Source organism: Streptomyces sp. NBC_00704 (genome assembly GCF_036226605.1).
Classification (GTDB): domain Bacteria; phylum Actinomycetota; class Actinomycetes; order Streptomycetales; family Streptomycetaceae; genus Streptomyces.
Genome location: NZ_CP109000.1, coordinates 5,943,456 through 5,964,098 on the forward strand (window position 1 = coordinate 5,943,456; position 20,643 = coordinate 5,964,098).

Sequence of the window (20,643 nt, forward strand, 5' to 3'; positions counted from 1 at the left end):
CTTCGGCTCAGCCAGTTCCACTCGAGACACCGCAGCCGACGGCCACCGCCGGGTGTCCTGGTGCGCCATGAAGGGTTGACGCAATGACGCCGAACGCCGCTTCCTTCTCTTCTGGTCCTTCCGGACCGAGCCGGAGAAGCTTCCTCGCCTCCACGGCGGTCGCCACCGCAGCGGTGGCCGGCGGGATGCCCCTGCTCGCCGCCTGCGGCGGGTCGGACGGCGACTCACGCGAGGGGACCACGTCGGGGAAGGCCGCGAAGAACATCCTGCCCGCCTACGTGGCCGCCGGCGTGGTGACGCCCGACATCCCGTCCAAGAACGGCTCCGCGGTCGGCTTCACCGGCAAGCTCGACCTCTCGGCCCTGAAGACGTCCGTGCCGAAGAAGCTCGGCAAGGGCGGCAAGGTCACCGTCATGTCGCCGTTCTGGGGCTCGCCGCCGAAGGCCGACAACCCCTACTACACGGGGATGAACAGCCTCACCGGCGTCGACGTCGTCTGGCAGAACCAGGACGGCAACACCTACGACCAGAAGCTCGGCGCGGTCCTCGCCTCCAGCGACGTGCCGGACGTGGTGGTCGTCCCCGGCTGGAACATGGGCGGCAAGATACCCAGCGCCATCCTCAGCAAGTTCGCCGACCTGGGCCCCTACCTGTCCGGCGACAAGGTCAAGGAGTACCCGAACCTCGCGGCGATCCCCACGGACGCCTGGCAGCGCTCGATCTTCGGCGGCAAGCTGCGCGCCCTGCCGATGCCGTCCTCGTACGTGCCGAACATCGTCCCCTTCTACCGCAAGGACCTCTTCGACAAGCACGGCTACGAGGTCCCGAAGACGACGGACGAGTTCACGGCGCTGGCCAAGGAGATCACTGACGCCAAGGCCAAGGTGTGGGCCTGCGGCGACATGAAGTGGACCGCGTTCAACAGTTTCGGGGTGCCCTCCGGCCAGGAGAAGCCGCTCGGCTGGGTCCTCGTCGACGGCAAGCTCGTCAACCGCATCGAGCTGGACGCCTACCTCGAAGCGCTGGAATGGTCCCGCAAGCTGTTCGCCGCCGGGTACGTGCACCCCGACTTCAAGCTGGGCAAGAGCCAGGCCGTCGACCCGAGCACCAAGTTCGCGGCCGGCGAGTTCCTGATCTACAACAACGACATCTCCAGCTGGTACGGGCAGCAGGCCTCGCAGGCCACCCAGAACCCCGACTTCCGGATCTGGGGCATGGACATCTTCGGCCACGGCGGCGCCGACCCGGTCATCTACGCCACCCAGCCGGCCAACATCTTCGCCTTCGTCAACAAGAAGGCCTCCGAGTCGGTCATCCGCGACGTGCTGGCCGTCGCCAACGTCACCGCCGCCCCGTACGGCACCAAGGAGTACATGCTCACCAACTACGGGGTCGAGGGCACGCACTACACCGTCAAGGACGGGGTGCCCGTCAAGAACGACAAGGGCAACCAGGAGGTCGCCAACGCCTTCGTGATGATCGCGAGCCCGGCCGCGACCATCGCGCACCCCGACTTCCCGGACGTCGCCAAGGGCCAGGTCGAGTGGCAGCAGCGAATGGGCGCCTTCACCAAGAAGTCGGCCTTCTACGGCATGCAGATCACCGAGCCCACCCGCTGGACCAACCTCTCCAACGACTTCGAGCAGCTGGAGGACGACATCGTCCGCGGCCGCAAGAAGATCGGAGACATGCAGCAGGCGGTCGCCGACTGGAAGAAGAAGGGCGGCGACCAGCTGCGCGACTGGTACCAGAAGCTGCTGGACGACAACGGCCCGGCGGCGAGCTGACCAGGACCGGGGCGAGGAGAACGGCCGTGTCGAACAGCACGGTGCCTCGGAGCAGGGCCGAGGCCGACGAGGCGCAGAAGACGCCGGCGGCGTCCGGCGGGACCGCCGGTCCCGGAAGCGGGCGGACCGCCGGCAAGCTGAGTCTGCGGACCAGGTTCAGACGCGACCGCGTCCTGCTGCTGATGACCCTGCCCGCGGTGCTGCTGGTCCTGCTCTTCAACTACGTGCCGATCCTCGGCAACGTGGTCGCCTTCCAGGACTACGACCCCTACGTCAGCGACAACGGCGTCGTCTCCATCCTGCACAGTCCCTGGGTGGGCCTGGAGAACTTCCAGCGGCTCTTCGAGGACTCCGCCTTCTGGAGCGCCGTCCAGAACACCCTGGTGCTCTTCTTCCTCCAGCTCGTCCTGTACTTCCCCGTCCCGATCCTGGTCGCGCTGCTCATCAACAGCGTGGTCCGGCCCCGGATCCGGGCGGTGTCGCAGGCGATCCTCTACCTGCCCCACTTCTTCTCGTGGGTGCTCGTCATCGCCGTCTTCCAGCAGCTGTTCGGCGGCGCGGGAATCCTCTCGCAGCTGCTGCGGCAGCACGGGTACGACGGCGTCGACATCATGACCGACCCGGACACCTTCAAGTTCCTGATCACCGCGCAGAGCGTCTGGAAGGACGCCGGCTGGGGCATCATCGTCTTCCTCGCCGCGCTCGCCTCCGTCAACCCGGACCTGTACGAGGCCGCCGCGATGGACGGCGCCAACCGCTGGCGCCGCATGTGGCACGTGACGCTGCCCGCCCTGCGGCCGGTGATCGCGCTGCTCCTGGTGCTGCGGGTGGGCGACGCGCTGACGGTCGGCTTCGAACAGATCCTGTTGCAGCGCGACGCGGTGGGACCCGGGGCGTCGGAAGTGCTCGACACCTTCGTGTGGTGGAACGGCGTCCGCAACCAGGACTTCGGCTACGCGGCCGCCGCCGGTCTGATCAAGGGCGTCATCAGCCTCGGGCTGGTGCTCGTCGCGAACAAGGTGGCCCATCTGATGGGCGAGCAGGGGGTGTACAAGAAATGACCGCCGTCATCGACAAGCCGACGCGCCCGCCCGGCCGGTGGGCCGCGCCCCCGCGGCCCGTGTGGGAGGAACCGCCCAGCAGGGCCGGCCTCGCGGGCAAGGGCGTCGCCCTGTCCTTCGCCTGCCTGGCGATCCTCTTCCCGCTGTGGATCGTCCTCGTCACCAGCCTCTCCTCGCGCAAGACGATCGACGAGGCGGGCGGTCTGGTGATGGTGCCCAAGGGCCTCACCTTCGTCGCCTACCGGGAGCTGCTCGGCGGCGGCCAGGTCACCCGGGCCGCGGTCATCAGCGTCCTGATCACCCTCGTCGGCACGCTCTTCTCGATGAGCGTGTCCGTGCTGTGCGCCTACGGACTCTCCCGCTCGGGCTCGCTCGGACACCGCTGGCTGCTGATGATCCTGCTGGCGACGATGTTCTTCAGCGCCGGCCTGATCCCCACGTACCTGCTCGTGCAGTCCCTCGGCCTGACGGACACCTATCTCGCGCTGATCCTGCCGAGCGCGATCAGCGTGTTCAACATCCTGGTCCTGCGCGGGTTCTTCCAGGGCATCTCGCAGGAACTCATCGACAGCGCCCGCATCGACGGCGCGGGCGAGTTCCGCATCCTGTGGCAGATCGTGATGCCCCTGTCGAGGGCGGTGCTGGCGGTCATCACGCTCTTCTACGCCGTCGGCTACTGGAGCGCCTGGTTCAACGCGTCGCTGTACCTGAACGACCAGGACATGATGCCGCTGCAGAACGTCATGATCCAGCTGGTGCAGAAGCAGGAGGCTCCGGTCGGCATGGGACAGGCCATCAAGACGGGACAACTGTCGGCCCTGGCCGTGCAGATGGCGGTCATGGTGATGGCGTTGCTGCCGGTGGCCGTGCTCTCCCCGTTCGTCCAGAAGCACTTCAAGAAGGGCATGCTCACCGGCGCGGTGAAGGGGTAGCGCCCGAGCCGGGCCGGCCTCACCAGCCGGTGAGCCCCTCAGGCCACGGCGCCGGCGGCCCCGCCCCCGCGGCCGCCGGGGCCGCCGGGGCCGCCGGGGCCGTCGGGCCTGCCGCCGCGTGGCGGCCGTCACCGGTCGCGCCCACACGACGGAACCGCACACCCTCGCCCCCCGCCCCGGGGTCGCCCCCACATCCCATGAGCCCGAAGCCGCACACCTCGCGGCCCCCGCGCCCGACCGGCCCCTCCACCCACCCCGTGGCCCGGAGCCGCACACCGCGCCGGCCCCCACGCCCCCGGTGCCTCCCATCGCCCCCACCCGTCCCACGACCCCGTGTCGCGCCCCCGGCACCCTGCCGTCCCGCGTCCGACACACATCCCCCCGCCAGCCGCCAGCCGCCCGCAGTCCGCCGTCCCCGGCAGCGCCCCCGAACCGCGACCCCACCCTGCGAGGTACCCCATGTCCGTCTCCCCGCTCAGCCGCCGCAGCGTCCTCGCCGGCACCGCTGCCGCCGCCGCGCTCACCGCGCTCCCGGTGGTGCAGGGGCGCGCCGACGCGGCCGAAGCCGCCACCGCGACCGCCGGTGGCGCCGCCGCCCCCGCCTACCGGTGGCGCAACGCCGTCATCGGCGGCACCGGATTCGTCACCGGCGTCCTCTTCCACCCCGCCGTGCGCGGTCTCGCCTACGCCCGCACGGACATCGGCGGCGCCTACCGTTGGGACGACCGGACCGCCCGCTGGACCCCGCTCACCGACCACCTCGGCTGGGACGACTGGAACCTGCTCGGCGTGGAGGCGATGGCGGTCGACCCCGCGCATCCGAACCGCCTCTACCTCGCCCTGGGCACCTACGCCCAGTCCTGGGCGGGCAACGGCGCGGTCCTGCGCTCCGAGGACCGCGGCGCCACCTGGGCGCGCACCGACCTGACCGTGAAGCTCGGCGGCAACGAGGACGGCCGGGGCACGGGCGAGCGGCTGCTGGTCGACCCGCGCGACAGCGACACCCTGTGGCTCGGCACCCGCCACGACGGCCTGCTGAAGTCGACCGACCGGGGCGCGACCTGGGCGGCCGCGGCCGGGTTCCCCGCGACGCCGTCCGCCACCGGGCAGGGCGTCACGCTCCTCGTCGCCGCCGGCCGCGCCCTCTACGCGGGCTGGGGCGACTCCGACGGCCGGGCGGCCAACCTGTACCGCACCACCGACGGCGGCACCTGGCAGGCCGTCCCCGGTCAGCCCGCCGGCGCGAACGCCAGGGTGCCGATCCGGGCCGCCTACGACTGCCACACCCGCGAGCTGTACGTGACGTACGCCGACGCGCCCGGACCCAACGGGCAGTCCGACGGCAGCGTGCACAAGCTGGCCACGGCCACCGGCAGATGGACCGACGTCACCCCCGTCGTGCCCGGCGGCACGACGGGCGACGGAGGGCGGGACTCGTTCGGCTACGGCGGGGCGGCCGTCGACGCCCGGCGGCCCGGCACCGTCGTCGTCTCCACGAACAACCGCTGGTCGGCCGTCGACACCCTGTTCCGGACCACGAACGGCGGCCGCACCTGGACGTCCCTCAAGGACTCCGCCGTCCTCGACGTGTCCGAGACGCCGTTCCTCACCTTCGGCGCCGACGAGCCCAAGTTCGGCTGGTGGATCCAGGCCCTCGCCGTCGACCCGTACGACTCGAAGCACGTCGTGTACGGCACCGGCGCCACCCTCTACGGCACCCGGGACCTGAAGCACTGGGCCCCGCAGATCCGCGGCCTGGAGGAGACCTCCGTGCGCCAGCTGATCTCGCCGCCGACGGGGACGGCGCACCTGATCAGCGGCCTCGGGGACGTCGGCGTGATGTACCACGACCGGCTCACGGCCTCGCCGTCCCGAGGCATGGCGGCCAACCCGGTGTTCGGTTCGACGACGGGACTCGCCCAGGCGGCGGCCAGGCCCTCGTACGTCGTGCGCACCGGCTTCGGCGACCACGGCAACGGCGCGTACTCCCGCGACGGCGGGAAGACCTGGGCGCCCTTCGCGGCCCAGCCCGCGATCGCCAAGGACGCCCCCGGCCCGATCGCGGCCAACAGCGACGGCAGCGTGCTGCTGTGGTCCTTCGTGCACTGGGACGGCACCAAGTACCCCGCCCAGCGCTCCACCGACGACGGCGCGACCTGGTCCGAGGTCGCCTCCTTCCCCAAGGGCGCCACCCCGCTCGCCGACCCGGCCGACCCGGCGCGCTTCTACGCCTACGACACCGACACCGGCACCCTGTTCGCCAGCACCGACCGCGGCCTCACGTTCACCGGGCGGGCGAGCGGACTGCCGTCCGGGGACAGCCAGTTCCAGCTCGCCGCCGCCCCGGGCCGGTCCGGCGACCTGTGGCTCAGCACCAAGTGGAACGGGCTGTACCGGTCCACCGACGGCGGGGTGACCTTCACCAAGCTGACCAGCTGCTGGGCCTCCTACACCCTCGCCTTCGGCAAGGCCGCCGTCGGCGCCGTGTACCCGGCGGTCTACATGGTCGGCTCGACGGATACGATCACCGCCGTGTACCGCTCCGACGACGGCGCTCAGACCTGGACGCGGATCAACGACGACCGGCACCAGTGGGGCTGGATCGGCGCGACCCTCGCGGCCGACCCGCGCCTGTACGGCCGCGTCTACATCGCCACCAACGGGCGCGGCATCCAGTACGGGGAGCCCGTCTGATGCCGAACCTGGGCGACGCCACCCGCGGCCGGATCCTCTTCGGCGGCGACTACAACCCCGAGCAGTGGCCCGAGAAGACCTGGCACGAGGACGTCCGGCTGATGCGCGACGCCGGCGTCAACTCCGTCACGCTCGGCGTCTTCTCCTGGTCCCGGCTCGAACCCGAGCCCGGCACACGGGAGTTCGGCTGGCTGGACACCCTGATGGACCTGCTGCACGACAGCGGCGTCGGCGTCGTCCTGGCCACCCCCACCGCCTCGCCGCCGCCCTGGATGGGCCGGCTGCACCCCGAGACCCTGCCCCGCACCGAGGACGGCCGCACCGAGTGGTGGGGCGGCCGCCAGCACTTCTCGCACTCCAGCGCCGTCTACCGCCGGTACGCCGCCGCCATCACCGAGGACCTGGCCGCCCGCTACGGCGGCCACCCCGCCCTCACCATGTGGCACATCAACAACGAGTACTGCACCTTCGACCACGGCGACGAGGCCGCCGCCGCGTTCCGCCGCTGGCTGCGCGAGAAGTACCGCACCCTCGACGCCCTCAACACCGCCTGGGGCACCGCGTTCTGGTCCCAGGACTACGACACCTGGGACGGCGTCCTGCCCCCGCGCACCCCGCACTACCTGAAGAACCCGACCCAGGTCCTCGACTTCCGGCGCTTCACCTCCGACATGCTCCTGGAGTGCTTCCGCGCCGAACGCGACATCGTCGCCCGGCACACCCCGCACCTGCCGGTCACCACCAACTTCATGCCGCTGTGGATCGGCCAGGACGCCTGGCGCTGGGCCGAGGAGGAGGACGTCGTCTCCGTCGACCTCTACCCCGACCCCCGTGACCCCTACGGCGCCCAGCAGGCCGCCATGGTCCAGGACCTGACCCGTTCCCAGGCGCGCGGCCCCTGGATGCTGATGGAACAGGCCGCCGGACCCGTCAACTGGCGCGGCGTCAACCACCCCAAGCCGCGCGGCATGAACCGCCTGTGGTCCCTTCAGGCGGTCGCCCGCGGCGCGGACGCCGTCTGCTACTTCCAGTGGCGGCAGTCCCGGCAGGGCGCGGAGAAGTTCCACTCCGGGATGGTCAGCCACGCCGGCGAGGAGGGCCGCACCTTCCAGGAGGTCAAGCAGCTCGGCGCCGACCTCGCGAGACTCGGCCCGCACACGGCCGGCCGGCACATCACCGCCGAGGTCGCCGTGCTCCACGACTGGCACGCGTGGTGGGCCGGAGCCCAGGACGCCCGCCCGTCCGCCGAGGTCGACCTGCCGGCCGTCCTCACCGCCTGGCACCGCGCCCTGTGGGAGAACAACCTCACCGCCGACTTCGCCCACCCCGCGCACGACCTGTCCGGCTACCGCATGGTCCTCGTCCCGCAGCTGTACGCCCTCACCGACGCGGCGATCGACAACCTCCTCGGCTACGTCCGCGGCGGCGGCGTCCTCGTCTGCGGGTTCCTGACCGGCGTCGCCGACGAGGACGACCGGGTGCGCGAGGGCGGCATGGACGCCCGGCTGCGCGAGCTGTTCGGCATCCGCGTCCTGCACGAGTGGTGGCCGCTGGACGCGGGGGAGAGCGTCGGGACCGACGGCTTCGACGGCGTCCTGTGGTCCGAGGAACTGGAACCGGCCGCCGACGCCCGCGTCGAGGCCGTCTACCGGCGGGGCGAGCTGGAGGGCATGCCGGCCGTCCTGCGCCGGGACCGCGCCTGGTACCTGTCCACCCTCCCCGAACCCGGCGCCTTCCGCACCCTCCTCGCCCGGATCGCCGCCGAGGCGGGCGTGCGGCCCGTCCTCGAAGGCCTCCCGCCCGGCGTCGAGGCCGTCCGCCGCGGCGACCTGCTCTTCCTGCTCCACCACGGCCGCGAGCCCGTGACCGTCCCCCTCGCGGGGGCCCACCACGAGCTGCTGACCGGCACGACGGTCACGGACGGGATCGAACTGGGCCGCCACGGCGTGGCGGTGCTGCGCCCATGACCACACAGCCCACCCCTGCCTCCCGTCCGGCCGAGCCCGCCCCTCCCGGCTTCGGCGGCGCCGACGGCCCCGTGCACGGCACCTGGGAACACCGGCCCGCCGCCCGCTGGGAGGACGCCTACCTCAGCGGCAACGGCCGGCACGGCGCCCTCGTGTTCGGCGACCCCCATGACGAACGGGTCGTCGTCACCCATCACACCCTGGTCCGCCCCAACGGCTCCGAACACGCCCGCCCGCCCGAGCTGGCCGACGAACTCCCCGCGCTCCAGGACGCGTTGCTCGCCGGTGACACGACGGCCGCCGAGAGTTTCACCGACCACCGCCCGCTGCGGTGGGTCCAGCCCTTCCACCCGGCCTTCCGGATGAGCGTGCGCCGCCCGCCCTCGCACGGGTCGCGCGGCGACGGCCGACTCCTGCGGTCCGTCGACTTCACCACCGGCGAGACCGTCGCGAGCCGTGCGGACGCCACCGGCCGGGTGTTCGTCTCCCGCGCCGACGACGTGATCGTCCACCAGGTCACCGGACTCGACGTGGACATCGCGCTCGACCACCGGCTCCCCGGCGCCCCCGCCGGCCTCGCCGTCGGTCACAGCGCCGTCCGCACACCGTCCGGGGCCCTGCTCACCCTGCGCGCCCGCTACCCGGACAGCGACCGCTCCTACACCGGCGTCACCCTCGTCGTCGCCGCCGGCGGCCGCGCCGACCTGACCCTGCCCGGCGTGCGGGTCACCGGCGCCACGTCGGTGCTCCTGCTGACCCGGGTGCGCCGGCACACCGGCGAACTCGACGTCCTCGCCGAGCGGCACGCCCTGGACCGGCTGCCGCACTCCTACGGCGAACTGCTCGAACGCCACCTCGCCCCGCACCGCACCGCCTACCGTCGTGTCACCCTCGACCTGCGCGCCGACCCGGCCGAACGCGCCCTGCCCGGCTCCGAGCTGCTGGCGCGCCCGCGCAGCCCCGCCCTCCTGGAGCGGCTCTTCGCCGCGGGCCGCTACCACCTCCTGTCCTCCTCCGGCCTGAACCCGCCCCGCCTGCCGGGCCTGTGGACCGGCGACTGGGACACCGCCTGGTCCGGCGCGTTCACCAACGACGCCAACGTCAACCTCCAGACCGCCTCGGCCGCGGCCGCCGCCCTCCCCGAAGTCACCGAGGCCCTCGCCTCACTGATCGACCGTCAGCTAGACGACTGGCGGGCCAACGCGCGCGCCGTGTTCGGCGCCCGCGGAGCGGTCGCGCCCGCGCACTCCGACGGGGAGTCCGGGCTGTCGTACCACTTCAGCCGCGAGTACCCGCTCCACCTGTGGACCGCCGGCGCCGACTGGCTGCTCAAGCCCCTCGTCGACCACGACGACACCCGCGGCGCGCGTGACCCGCGCACCGCCGCCGCCCTCGCCGAGACCGCCCGCTTCTACGAGGACTTCCTCACCCGCACCGACGCGGACGGCCGGCTCGTCGTCGTCCCCTCCTACTCGCCGGAGAACCGGCCCGCGAACGGCGGCTGGGGCGCGCTGAACGCGGCCATGGACCTCTCCGCCGCCCGGCACGCCCTGCTCACCGCGGCCGACTACCACCCCGGCGCCCCGGAGGCGGCCCGCTGGCGGGCCCTCGCCGACCGCCTCCCGCCCCACCGCACCAACGCCGACGGAGCCCTCGCCGAGTGGGCCTGGCCCGGCCTCGACGACTCCTACGACCACCGCCACCTCAGCCACCTCTACGGCGTCTGGCCCCTCGACGAGATCAACCCCTACGACACCCCGCGGCAGGCCGCGGCCGCCCACCGCGCCCTGGAACTGCGCGGCGCGGAGAACGACTCCGCGCACGGCCACCTGCACCACGCCCTGATCGCCGCCCGGCTGCGGGACGCCCACCGGGTCGCCAACGCCCTGGGAGCGGTCCTCGACGGCGACTTCTTCCACGACTCCCTGATGAGCGCCCACTACCCCCGCCGCGACGTCTACAACGCCGACGCCGCGCACACCCTGCCCGCCGTGCTGATCGAGGCGCTCGTCCAGTCCACCCCCGACCGGCTGGTGCTGCTGCCGGCCGTGCCCCCGGCGCTCCCCGCGGGCGAACTGCGCGGCGTGCGCACCCGGTTCGGCGCCGGACTCGACCTGACCTGGGGCCCCGACGGCGGCCGGGCGGTCCTCACACCGCGGCGCACGCACCGCGTCGACGTGCGGACCCCCGACGGCGATCCCCGCACGGTCGACCTGGTCGCCGGAGAGGAGCACGTCCTCACCCTGGGGACGTGGTGAGCGTCCACAGGACGCGCCCGGCGCCCCTTGCCCCGTCAGCGCCCCCGCCGTGCGCGGGGGCGGGGGCGGCGCGCCGGGCCGGGCGTCAGGCCCGGTCGACCTCGGCGCGCAGGGCGTCGTACCCGGCGAACGCGGCGTCGACGCCGGCCCGCGTCAGGCCGTAGCGGGCCAGGTCGTAGCTGTGCGGCCGGCTGCCCTTGGGGCGGGCGGCGACCCGGGGGAGCCGCGCGGCGTCGGCGTCGGTCCAGCGGGCGCCCACGGCGTCGTAGAGCTTCGGGGCTCCGGTGGCCGGATCGGAGCCCAGCCACGAGTAGGGGACGTCCACCAGCGCCTCGCGCGGGACGGCGGCCCGGGCCGCGAGTCCGCGCTCCACGGAACGGCTCAGCAGGGCGAGCCAGGTCGCGCCCAGCTCGTGCAGGTCCAGCGGGCGCCGGGTGATCGCCATGCCGTGCTCCACCAGACTGCAGAACGACGCCACGACGGCGGCCGGCTCCCGGTGCGTCCAGACCAGCGTGGCGTCCGGGAAGACGGCCAGCAGCGCGTCGAGATGGCCGGTGTGCAGAGGGGACTTCAGCACCCAGCGGCGGCGGGGGCGGCCGTGCTGGAGCACCTGGTAGACCTGTTTGAGGTAGGCGTAGTCGGGGACGAAGTCCCGCTCCTCCAGCGCCGCCCGGTAGGCCGGGATGCGCGCCTGGGACAGCGGCATGACGGTGTGCGGGAGCGCGAAGGTGCACTCCTCGGGGCCCTCGGCGACCAGGGGATGGATGTCGCGGTAGCGCGGCGCGAACAGATCGATCGCGCCGACCATGAGACGGGCCCCGGCGACAGCCCTGCGGTGCCGCTCGGGCGGGCCCGCCAGGTCCGGGGTGAGCAGCTCCCACAGCAGGGGACATCGGTGCTCCTCGGACAGCGAGAGCACACCGTGGGTGAGGGTCGTCGCGGTGCGCGGCAGCCCCACCACGAACACCGGCCGCTCGACCGGCTCCCGCGCGATGCCGGGGTGCTCGGCGATCAGCCGCCGGACGCGGGCGCGGTTGGCCAGATGCCGCCGGACATGGCCCTGCGCCGACCACCAGCCCACCGGCGTGAGATTCCCGTCCCGGGCCCAGTGGCGCAGCAGGAACCGGAACTCCTCGGCGAACTCCTCGTCCCCGGGCGCCGAACCCGCCTGCGCCGAGAGCCGGTCGAAGACGCGGTCGGGCGTGCGGCGGGAGCGGAAACCGGGCCGCAGCACCTGGTTGGCCACGGTGAGGGCGAGCGGGGACGACGCCATGGGGGGACACCCTTTCGCGGGGTCGGCGGGGGAACGGTCGGGAGCGACGGGGGAAAGCGGGGCAGGGGGGACGCCCGGACCCCAGCTCCCTACCCCGCCAACCCCCCTATCGCACAAGGCAGTTCGACCCGTATGCGGCGGACCGGCGTTACTCGGCCACCGGCAGCCGCGCCCCGTCCCGCAGGAACAGCGGGAGGCGCTCCAGCGGGGCGTCCACCGTGGCCCGCGCACCCCCCTCGTACGTCTCGCCCGTCCACGCGTTCGTCCAGACCGCGCCCGCCGGGAGGTGGACCGTGCGGGTCGTCGCGCCCGCCGTCAGAACCGGCGCGACCAGCAGGTCCCGGCCGAAGAGGTAGGCGTCGTCCACCGACCAGGCCGCCGGGTCGTCCGGGAACTCCAGGAACAGCGGCCGCATGGGCGGCAGGCCCTCCTCGTGCGCCTCCCGCATGACGTCCATGACGTACGGCTTCAGCCGCTCCCGCAGCCGCAGGTACGCCTCCAGGATCGCGCCCGCCTCCTCGCCGTACGACCACACCTCGTTGGGGCCGCCGGTCATGTCCGGGCCGAGCGGCATGCCCGGATCGCGGAAGCCGTGCAGGCGCATCAGCGGCGACACCGCCCCGAACTGGAACCAGCGCACCATCACCTCCCGGTACGCCGGGTCGTCCGGGTCCCCGCCGTGGAAGCCGCCGATGTCGGTGTTCCACCACGGGATGCCCGACAGCGCGGTGTTGAGGCCGGCGGCGATCTGCCGGCGCAGCGTCGGGAAGTCGGTCCCGATGTCACCGGACCACAGGGCGGCCCCGTACCGCTGACTGCCCGCCCACGCCGAACGGTTGAGGCTGACGATCTCCTCCTCGCCCGCCGCGCGCAGCCCCTCGTAGAACGTGCGCGCGTTCTCGGCCGGGTACATGTTGCCGACCTCCAGACCCGGACCCGCCCAGTAGCGCAGGTTCTCCGGGAAGCCCGGCTTGAGCTCCGGCTCGCAGGCGTCCAGCCAGAAGGCCGTGATGCCGTACGGGGCCAGGTAGTTGTCCCGGATCCTCGACCACAGGAAGTCCCGTGCCTCGGGGTTGGTCGCGTCGTAGAACGCCACCTGGACCGTCGAGGCGACCCCCTTGTCGGGCCAGTCGGCGTGCGCCATCGGACCGTACTGGGTGCCGATGAAGTACCCGCGCTGCTCCATCAGCTGGTGGTTCTCGCTCAGCGGCGACACCGACGGCCACACGCTCACCACCAGCTTGACGCCCATCTCCGCCAGCTCGCGGACCATCGCGGCCGGGTCGGGCCACTCGGCCGGGTCGAACTTCCAGTCGCCCAGGTGCGTCCAGTGGAAGAAGTCGCAGACGATGGCGTCGAGCGGCAGCCCCCGGCGCTTGTACTCCCGCGCCACGTCCAGGAGTTCGTCCTGGGTGCGGTAGCGCAGCTTGCACTGCCAGAAGCCCGCCGCCCACTCCGGCAGCATCGGGGTGCGGCCGGTGACCGCGCTGTAGCGGCGCTGGCCGTCGGCCGGGGCGCCGGCGGTGATCCAGTAGTCGATCTGGCGTGCCGAGTCCGCGACCCAGCGGGTGCCGTTCCCGGCCAGCTCGACACGGCCGATCGCCGGGTTGTTCCACAGCAGGGTGTAGCCGCGACTGGAGGTGAGCACCGGGATGCCGACCTCGGCGTTGCGCTGGACCAGATCCAGGACCAGGCCCTTCTGGTCGAGCCGGCCGTGCTGGTGCTGCCCGAGTCCGTACAGCCGCTCGTCGTCGTAGGCGGCGAACCGCTGCTCCAAGCGGTGGTGGCCGTTGCCGACGGCCGTGTAGAGGCGCGAGCCCGGCCACCAGAAGTGGGCGCGGTCCTCGGCCAGGATCTCGGTGCGGTCGTCGGTGCGCAGGAAGCGGACCAGGCCCTCGGCGCTCACCTCGACGGTGAGCGCGCCCACCGTCAGCAGGCCCTCCGCCTCGCTCGTCTTGACGCTGCTCTCGGTGGCGGGCGGCCCGTCGAGCAGGGCGCCGGGCAGCCCCTCGAGGATCGGGCCGCCGAGCCGGGCGCGCACCCGGACGGCGTCCGGACCCCACGGCTCGACCCGCAGGGTCTCCTGACGGCCGCTCCACTCCAGCGCGCCGTCGCGCTCCCGGAAGGTGCCGACGGTGGGCGACGACTGCGCGAGGCTGACCTGTGGCTGGTTTTCGGCAGGCTGGTTCACGAGGGGTGCTCCTTGAAGGAGTGCAGACGGGAGTGAGGCGGGGGACGCGGGCACGGGGGCGCCCGGACCGGCGCGGTAGACGAGGACGTGGCGGCGTGACGACGGTGAGGCGTGGCGAGGGGAGGCGTGACAACGGGAAGGCGTGAGAGGGGGGAGGGGCGGCGGGTCGACGTGCGCGGGGGCGGACGGCGGTGCGAGGGGGCGGGTCAGGCTCCGGAGGGCGCCGGTCCCGTGCTGGCCCGGACGGTCAGCTCGGGCGCGATCAGCACGACCTCGTCGCCGCCGCGCCCCTCCAGCTTGGCGACCAGGCGTTCCACCGCGTGCCGCCCCATCTCCTGCGCGGGGATGGCCACGGACGTCAGCCGCACCGATGCCTGGACGGCGACCTGGTCGGGGCAGATCGCCACCACCGAGACGTCCTCCGGCACGGCCCGGCCCTGCTGGCGCAGCAGCGCGAGCAGCGGCTCCACCGCCGACTCGTTCTGCACGACGAACCCGGTGGTGCCCGGACGTTCGTCGAGGATCCGGGCCAGGGTGACCGCCATCGCGTCGTACCCGCCCTCGCACGGGCGGTGCAGCAGCCGCAGGCCGAGTTCCCTCGCCCGGCCGCGCAGCCCGTCGAGCGTGCGCTCGGCGAAGCCGGTGTGCCGTTCGTAGACCGCCGGGGCCTCGCCGATGACGGCGATGTCGCGGTGGCCGAGTGTGGCCAGATGCTCCACGCACAGCGCGCCGGTCGCCCCGAAGTCCAGATCGACGCAGGTCAGACCCGAGGTGTCGGCCGGCAGGCCGATCAGCACGGACGGCTGGCCGCAGGAGCGCAGCAACGGCAGCCGCTCGTCGTCGAGTTCGACGTCCATGAGGATCATCGCGTCGGCGAGCCCGCTGCCGGTGACGCGGCGGACCGCGTCGGAGCCCTCCTCGCCGGTGAGCAGCAGCACGTCGTACCCGTGGGTGCGGGCCGTGGTGGCCACCGCGATGGCGATCTCCATCATCACCGGCACGTAGATGTCGGTGCGCAGCGGGATCATCAGCGCGATGATGTTCGACCGGCTGCTCGCCAGGGCGCGCGCGCCCGCGTTCGGGTGGTAGCCGAGTTCCCGGATGCTCTGTTCGACGCGCTGCCGGGTGGTCGTGGAGATGGACCGCTTGCCACTGAGGACATAGCTCACCGTGCTCGCCGAGACTCCGGCGTGCTGGGCGACCTCGGCGAGGGTGACCATCCAGCTCTCCAAGTTTTGTGAAGCGCTTCGACAGTGCGCATTGCGAACAGGGGCGAGTGAGGGTGGTTCGACAGTAGCTCTAGCGCGAGTGGGTGTCCATAGGTTGTCGAAGCGCTTCGACACGGAGTTGTGGCGAGTTGGTGGAGAAGAGTACGCCGAACACGGCGCGCGAGTCGCCCACACCCGTTCGGCCCAGGCCGCGCCACCGCGCCGAGCGCCCCGCCCGGCCCGCGCGCGGACGCCGGGCGACGCCCGCGGGACGCCGCGGAGCCGCCCCCTCCCAGCCCCGCCGCCGGGCCCCCGCCCGCCCGAAGGCGCGCGCGTGGGGTGGCCACCGCGGCCCGGATCGGGTACCAACGATCGGGTAGCACCCATCGGTAACCAATGTGGCCCGAGATCCCGATTCGCGGCGAGGTGAGCCTCATGTCCGCACCACCCCTCAAGAAACCCACCGTCACCGAGCGTGAGGCCCGCCAGGTCGCCGAGGCCGCCCGGGAACAGGACTGGCGCAAGCCCAGCTTCGCCAAGGAACTGTTCCTGGGCCGCTTCCGGCTCGACCTCGTCCACCCGCACCCGGTCCCCTCCGACGAGGCCGTCCGGCGGGGCGAGGCGTTCCTCGCCAAGCTCCGCGACTTCTGCGAGACCCAGGTGGACGCGGCCCGCATCGAACGCGAGGCCCGCATCCCCGACGAGGTCGTGCGCGGACTCAAGGAACTCGGCGCCCTCGGCATGAAGATCGACCCCAAGTACGGCGGCCTCGGTCTCACCCAGGTGTACTACAACAAGGCGCTGGCCCTGATCGGCTCCGCCAGCCCCGCCGTCGGCGTGCTGCTGTCGGCGCACCAGTCGATCGGCGTGCCCCAGCCCCTGAAGATGTTCGGCACCCCCGAGCAGAAGCAGAGGTTCCTGCCGCGCTGCGCCACCACCGACATCAGCGCCTTCCTGCTCACCGAGCCCGACGTCGGCTCCGACCCCGCCCGCCTCGCCACGAGCGCGGTGCCCGACGGCGACGACTACGTCCTCGACGGCGTGAAGCTGTGGACCACCAACGGCGTGGTGGCCGACCTGCTCGTGGTCATGGCGCGGGTCCCGAAGAGCGAGGGGCACAAGGGCGGCATCACCGCCTTCGTCGTGGAGACGGACTCGCCCGGCATCACCGTCGAGAACCGCAACACCTTCATGGGCCTGCGCGGCATCGAGAACGGCGTCACCCGCTTCCACCAGGTCCGGGTCCCGGCCGCGAACCGCGTCGGCCCCGAGGGCGCCGGCCTCAAGATCGCCCTGACCACCCTCAACACCGGCCGGCTCTCCCTGCCGGCGTCCTGCGTGGCCGCCGGCAAGTGGTGCCTGAAGATCGCCCGCGAATGGTCGGCGGCCCGCGAGCAGTGGGGCAAGCCGATCGCCCACCACGAGGCGGTCGGCGCGAAGATCTCCTTCATCGCGGCGACCACCTTCGCCCTGGAGGCGGTGCTCGACCTGTCCTCCCAGATGGCCGACGAGGACCGCAACGACATCCGCATCGAGGGCGCGCTGGCCAAACTGTTCGCCTCCGAGATGGGCTGGCGGATGGCCGACGAACTGGTCCAGATCCGCGGCGGCCGCGGCTTCGAGACGGCGGAATCCCTCGCGGCCCGCGGCGAGAAGGCCGTCCCCGCCGAACAGGTCCTGCGCGACCTGCGGATCAACCGCATCTTCGAGGGCTCGACGGAGATCATGCACCTCCTCATCGCCCGCGAGGCCGTCGACGCCCACCTCACCGTCGCCGGCGACCTCATCGACCCCGACAAATCCCTCCAGGACAAGGCGAGGGCAGGCGCCAACGCCGGCGTCTTCTACGCCAAGTGGCTGCCGAAACTGGTCGCGGGACCGGGACAACTGCCCTCCTCCTACGCCGAGTTCAAGCACGCCGGCGTCGACCTGTCGCCGCACCTGCGGCACGTCGAGCGGCACGCGCGCAAACTCGCCCGCTCCACCTTCTACGCCATGTCCCGCTGGCAGGGCCGGATGGAGACCAAACAGGGCTTCCTCGGCCGCATCGTCGACATCGGCGCGGAGCTGTTCGCGATGAGCGCGGCCTGCGTACGCGCCGAACTGCTGCGCTCGCGCGGCGAGAACGGCCGCGAGGCCTACCAGCTCGCCGACGTGTTCTGCCGCCAGTCCCGCATCCGCGTCGACGAGCTCTTCGCCCGCCTGTGGCACAACACCGACGAGCTGGACCGCAAGGTCGTCAAGGGCGTCATGGCGGGCGCCTACGAGTGGCTCGAGCAGGGCGTCGTCGACCTGTCCGGTGACGCGCCCTGGATCGCCGACGCGACCCCCGGCCCCAGCGAGCGGGAGAACGTCCACCGCCCGATCAGGTGATCCGTCGAACACGGTTGCCCGGCGGCCGGGTCGCGGCGCGTCCCTCAGCGGGACGCGCCGTCCGGCCGCCTTCCCGTTGCGGCAACAATGGGGGGATGAGCGACAGTCCAGCCCCCCTCGCCGACCCGCACCGCGTCTACGACCCCGTCGTGGGCGACGGCCCCAAGGACGTGGCGATCCTCGGTTCCACCGGCTCGATCGGAACCCAGGCCATCGACCTCGTGCTGCGCAACCCGGACCGCTTCCGGGTGAGCGCCCTGTCCGCCAACGGCGGCCGGGTCGCCCTCCTGGCCGAGCAGGCCCACAGGCTGCGCGTGCGGACCGTCGCGGTCGCCCGCGAGGACGTCGTGCCCGCCCTGCGCGAGGCGCTGGCCGCCCGGTACGGCGCCGCCGAGCCGCTGCCCGAGATCCTCGCCGGCCCCGGCGCCGCCACCGAGGTGGCCGCCTCCGACTGCCACACCGTGCTGAACGGCATCACCGGCTCCATCGGCCTCGCGCCCACCCTCGCCGCCCTGGAGGCGGGCCGCACCCTCGCGCTCGCCAACAAGGAGTCGCTCATCGTCGGCGGCCCGCTGGTCAAGGCGCTCGCGAAGCCCGGCCAGATCATCCCGGTGGACTCCGAGCACGCGGCCCTCTTCCAGTGCCTCGCGGCCGGCACCCGCGCCGACGTCCGCAAGCTGGTCGTGACCGCCTCCGGCGGCCCCTTCCGCGGCCGGACGAAGGCGGAACTGGCCAACGTGACGGTCGAGGACGCCCTCGCCCACCCCACCTGGTCCATGGGCCCGGTCATCACGATCAACTCCGCGACCCTCGTCAACAAGGGCCTGGAGGTCATCGAGGCGCACCTGCTCTACGACATTCCCTTCTCGCGCATTGAGGTGGTCGTCCACCCGCAGTCGTATGTCCACTCGATGGTTGAGTTCACGGACGGATCGACACTGGCGCAGGCGACGCCCCCCGACATGCGCGGGCCCATCGCCCTCGGCCTCGGCTGGCCCGGACGGGTCCCGGACGCCGCGCCCGCCTTCGACTGGAGCACCGCGTCGACCTGGGAGTTCTTCCCGCTCGACGACGAGGCCTTCCCCTCGGTCGGCCTCGCCCGGCACGTGGGCGAGCTCGCGGGCACGGCCCCGGCGGTGTTCAATGCCGCAAACGAGGAGTGCGTCGAGGCGTTCCGCAGGGGCGCGCTGCCCTTCAACGGCATCATGGAGACCGTCACCCGGGTCGTGCACGAGCACGGCACGCCGGTGACGGGAACTTCACTGACCGTGCCGGACGTCCTCGAAGCGGAGACCTGGGCACGGGCCCGGGCCCAAGAACTGACGGCTACCGCGGAGGCGCGTGCATGACAGCCCTGATGATGATCCTCGGCATAGTCGTCTTCGCGGCGGGTCTGCTGTTCTCGATCGCCTGGCACGAGCTGGGACACCTGTCCACGGCCAAGCTCTTCGGCATCCGGGTCCCGCAGTACATGGTCGGCTTCGGCCCGACCGTCTTCTCGCGGAAGAAGGGCGACACCGAGTACGGCGTCAAGGCGATCCCGCTGGGCGGCTACATCCGCATGATCGGCATGTTCCCGCCGGGCGACGACGGCCGGATCACGGCCCGCTCCACCTCGCCCTGGCGCGGCATGATCGAGGACGCCCGCTCGGCGGCCTACGAGGAACTGCAGCCCGGCGACGAGACGCGCATGTTCTACACGCGCAAGCCGTGGAAACGCGTCATCGTCATGTTCGCCGGGCCCTTCATGAACCTGATCCTCGCGATCGTCCTGTTCCTCACCGTGCTGATGGGCTTCGGCATCTCCCAGCAGACCACCAGCGTCAGCTCGGTCTCCCCCTGCGTCATCGCGCAGAGCCAGAACCGTGACGCCTGCAAGCCCTCCGACCCGGCCTCCCCGGCCGCCGCCGCCGGCATGAAGCCGGGCGACCGGATCGTCTCCTTCGCCGGACACCGCACGGACGACTGGGACACCCTCTCCGACCTGATCCGGGTCAGCGCCGGCAAGGACGTCGCCATCGTCGTCGAGCGCAAGGGCGGCGAACTCACCCTGCACGCGAAGATCGCCACCAACATGGTCGCCAAGAAGGACTCCAGCGGGGCCTACGTCCAGGGCCAGTTCGTCAAGGCCGGATTCCTCGGCTTCAGCGCGGCCAACGGCGTCGTCAAGCAGGACTTCGGCGACTCCGTCTCCTGGATGACCGACCGGGTGGGCGAGGCCGTCGACTCCCTCGCCGCCCTGCCCGGCAAGATCCCGGCCCTGTGGAACGCGGCCTTCGACGGCGCACCCCGCGAGCCCGACTCCCCCATGGGCGTGGTCGGCGCGGCCCGCGTCGGCGGCGAGATCTTCACCCTGGACATCCCGGCCTCCCAGCAGCTCGCCCTGGCCGTGATGCTCGTGGCGGGCTTCAACCTCTCCCTCTTCCTGTTCAACATGCTCCCCCTGCTGCCCCTGGACGGCGGGCACATCGCGGGCGCCCTGTGGGAGTCCCTGCGCCGCACCCTGGCCAAGGCCCTGCGCCGCCCCGACCCGGGCCCGTTCGACGTGGCGAAGCTGATGCCGGTCGCTTACGTGGTGGCGGGCGTCTTCATCTGCTTCACGATCTTGGTGTTGATCGCAGATGTGGTAAACCCAGTCAAAATCAGTTAAGCGGATATTTCGACTGAAAGACCGTTCGGCCCCACCCTTCATTCGCGTCACTCGTGAGAGTGGAGGGTGGGGCCTTCGCATGCCGTCATGTCTACGAATTTCGTACGTTTCTGCTGTTCATGGGTGACCCCGGCGGTGCTGCAACACCCCGGGGTCTGGCCAGTCTTGAAGGGACTGACATGCAGAAAGGTACTGCGCCGTGCGCAGATCAGCCGGGCGGACCCGCGGAGACCGTTGGTGTCGCGGCCT

The 20,643-nt window shown here is 72.3% G+C and carries 12 protein-coding genes; 9 read left to right on the forward strand and 3 right to left on the reverse strand.

What is annotated here, in order from left to right; genetic code table 11:
- The first annotated feature begins 83 nt into the window (after positions 1 to 83).
- The 6 genes from OG802_RS25980 (at position 84) to OG802_RS26005 (ending at position 10,699) form a co-directional block, all read left to right on the forward strand.
- Positions 84 to 1,787, forward strand: a complete 1,704-nt coding sequence (locus tag OG802_RS25980) for an extracellular solute-binding protein (RefSeq protein ID WP_329414161.1) — start codon at positions 84 to 86, stop codon at positions 1,785 to 1,787.
- 26 nt (positions 1,788 to 1,813) lie between these two features.
- Positions 1,814 to 2,848 carry an ABC transporter permease gene (locus OG802_RS25985; RefSeq protein ID WP_329414162.1) on the forward strand — a complete coding sequence of 345 codons (1,035 nt, stop codon included), beginning with the start codon at positions 1,814 to 1,816 and terminating at the stop codon, positions 2,846 to 2,848.
- Positions 2,845 to 3,780 (forward strand): carbohydrate ABC transporter permease, encoded by a 936-nt coding sequence (locus OG802_RS25990; protein ID WP_329414164.1) that lies wholly within the window; start codon positions 2,845 to 2,847, stop codon positions 3,778 to 3,780. Before OG802_RS25985 ends, OG802_RS25990 begins: the two co-directional genes overlap by 4 nt.
- Before the next feature lie 459 nt (positions 3,781 to 4,239).
- Complete coding sequence (locus tag OG802_RS25995) at positions 4,240 to 6,474, forward strand: 1,4-beta-glucanase (protein WP_329414165.1); 2,235 nt, start codon at positions 4,240 to 4,242, stop codon at positions 6,472 to 6,474.
- Positions 6,474 to 8,441 (forward strand): beta-galactosidase, encoded by a 1,968-nt coding sequence (locus OG802_RS26000; RefSeq protein WP_329414167.1) that lies wholly within the window; start codon positions 6,474 to 6,476, stop codon positions 8,439 to 8,441. The genes OG802_RS25995 and OG802_RS26000 overlap by 1 nt, the downstream gene beginning before the upstream one ends.
- Positions 8,438 to 10,699 carry a glycosyl hydrolase family 95 catalytic domain-containing protein gene (locus OG802_RS26005; protein ID WP_329414168.1) on the forward strand — a complete coding sequence of 754 codons (2,262 nt, stop codon included), beginning with the start codon at positions 8,438 to 8,440 and terminating at the stop codon, positions 10,697 to 10,699. Before OG802_RS26000 ends, OG802_RS26005 begins: the two co-directional genes overlap by 4 nt.
- Before the next feature lie 85 nt (positions 10,700 to 10,784).
- On the opposite strand, the gene OG802_RS26010 is transcribed toward OG802_RS26005, so the two are convergent.
- The 3 genes from OG802_RS26010 to OG802_RS26020 form a co-directional block, all read right to left on the reverse strand.
- Positions 10,785 to 11,972, reverse strand: coding sequence for a sulfotransferase family protein (locus OG802_RS26010; protein WP_329414169.1), 1,188 nt, complete (start codon positions 11,970 to 11,972; stop codon positions 10,785 to 10,787).
- A 148-nt stretch (positions 11,973 to 12,120) separates the two neighbouring features.
- Positions 12,121 to 14,163 carry a glycoside hydrolase family 31 protein gene (locus OG802_RS26015; protein WP_329414170.1) on the reverse strand — a complete coding sequence of 681 codons (2,043 nt, stop codon included), beginning with the start codon at positions 14,161 to 14,163 and terminating at the stop codon, positions 12,121 to 12,123.
- Positions 14,164 to 14,369: 206 nt separating this feature from the next.
- Positions 14,370 to 15,383 carry a LacI family DNA-binding transcriptional regulator gene (locus OG802_RS26020; RefSeq protein WP_329414171.1) on the reverse strand — a complete coding sequence of 338 codons (1,014 nt, stop codon included), beginning with the start codon at positions 15,381 to 15,383 and terminating at the stop codon, positions 14,370 to 14,372.
- A 423-nt stretch (positions 15,384 to 15,806) separates the two neighbouring features.
- Here OG802_RS26020 and OG802_RS26025 point away from each other — a divergent pair, with 423 nt between their 5' ends.
- The 3 genes from OG802_RS26025 to OG802_RS26035 all read left to right on the forward strand — a co-directional run bounded on the left by OG802_RS26025 (position 15,807) and on the right by OG802_RS26035 (position 20,394).
- Positions 15,807 to 17,744: an acyl-CoA dehydrogenase family protein gene (locus OG802_RS26025; protein WP_329414173.1), complete on the forward strand. Its 1,938-nt coding sequence runs from the start codon at positions 15,807 to 15,809 to the stop codon at positions 17,742 to 17,744.
- Between the two features lie 95 nt (positions 17,745 to 17,839).
- Positions 17,840 to 19,093 (forward strand): 1-deoxy-D-xylulose-5-phosphate reductoisomerase, encoded by a 1,254-nt coding sequence (gene dxr, locus OG802_RS26030; RefSeq protein ID WP_329414174.1) that lies wholly within the window; start codon positions 17,840 to 17,842, stop codon positions 19,091 to 19,093.
- Positions 19,090 to 20,394 carry a M50 family metallopeptidase gene (locus OG802_RS26035; protein WP_329414176.1) on the forward strand — a complete coding sequence of 435 codons (1,305 nt, stop codon included), beginning with the start codon at positions 19,090 to 19,092 and terminating at the stop codon, positions 20,392 to 20,394. Before dxr ends, OG802_RS26035 begins: the two co-directional genes overlap by 4 nt.
- Positions 20,395 to 20,643 lie beyond the last annotated feature (249 nt).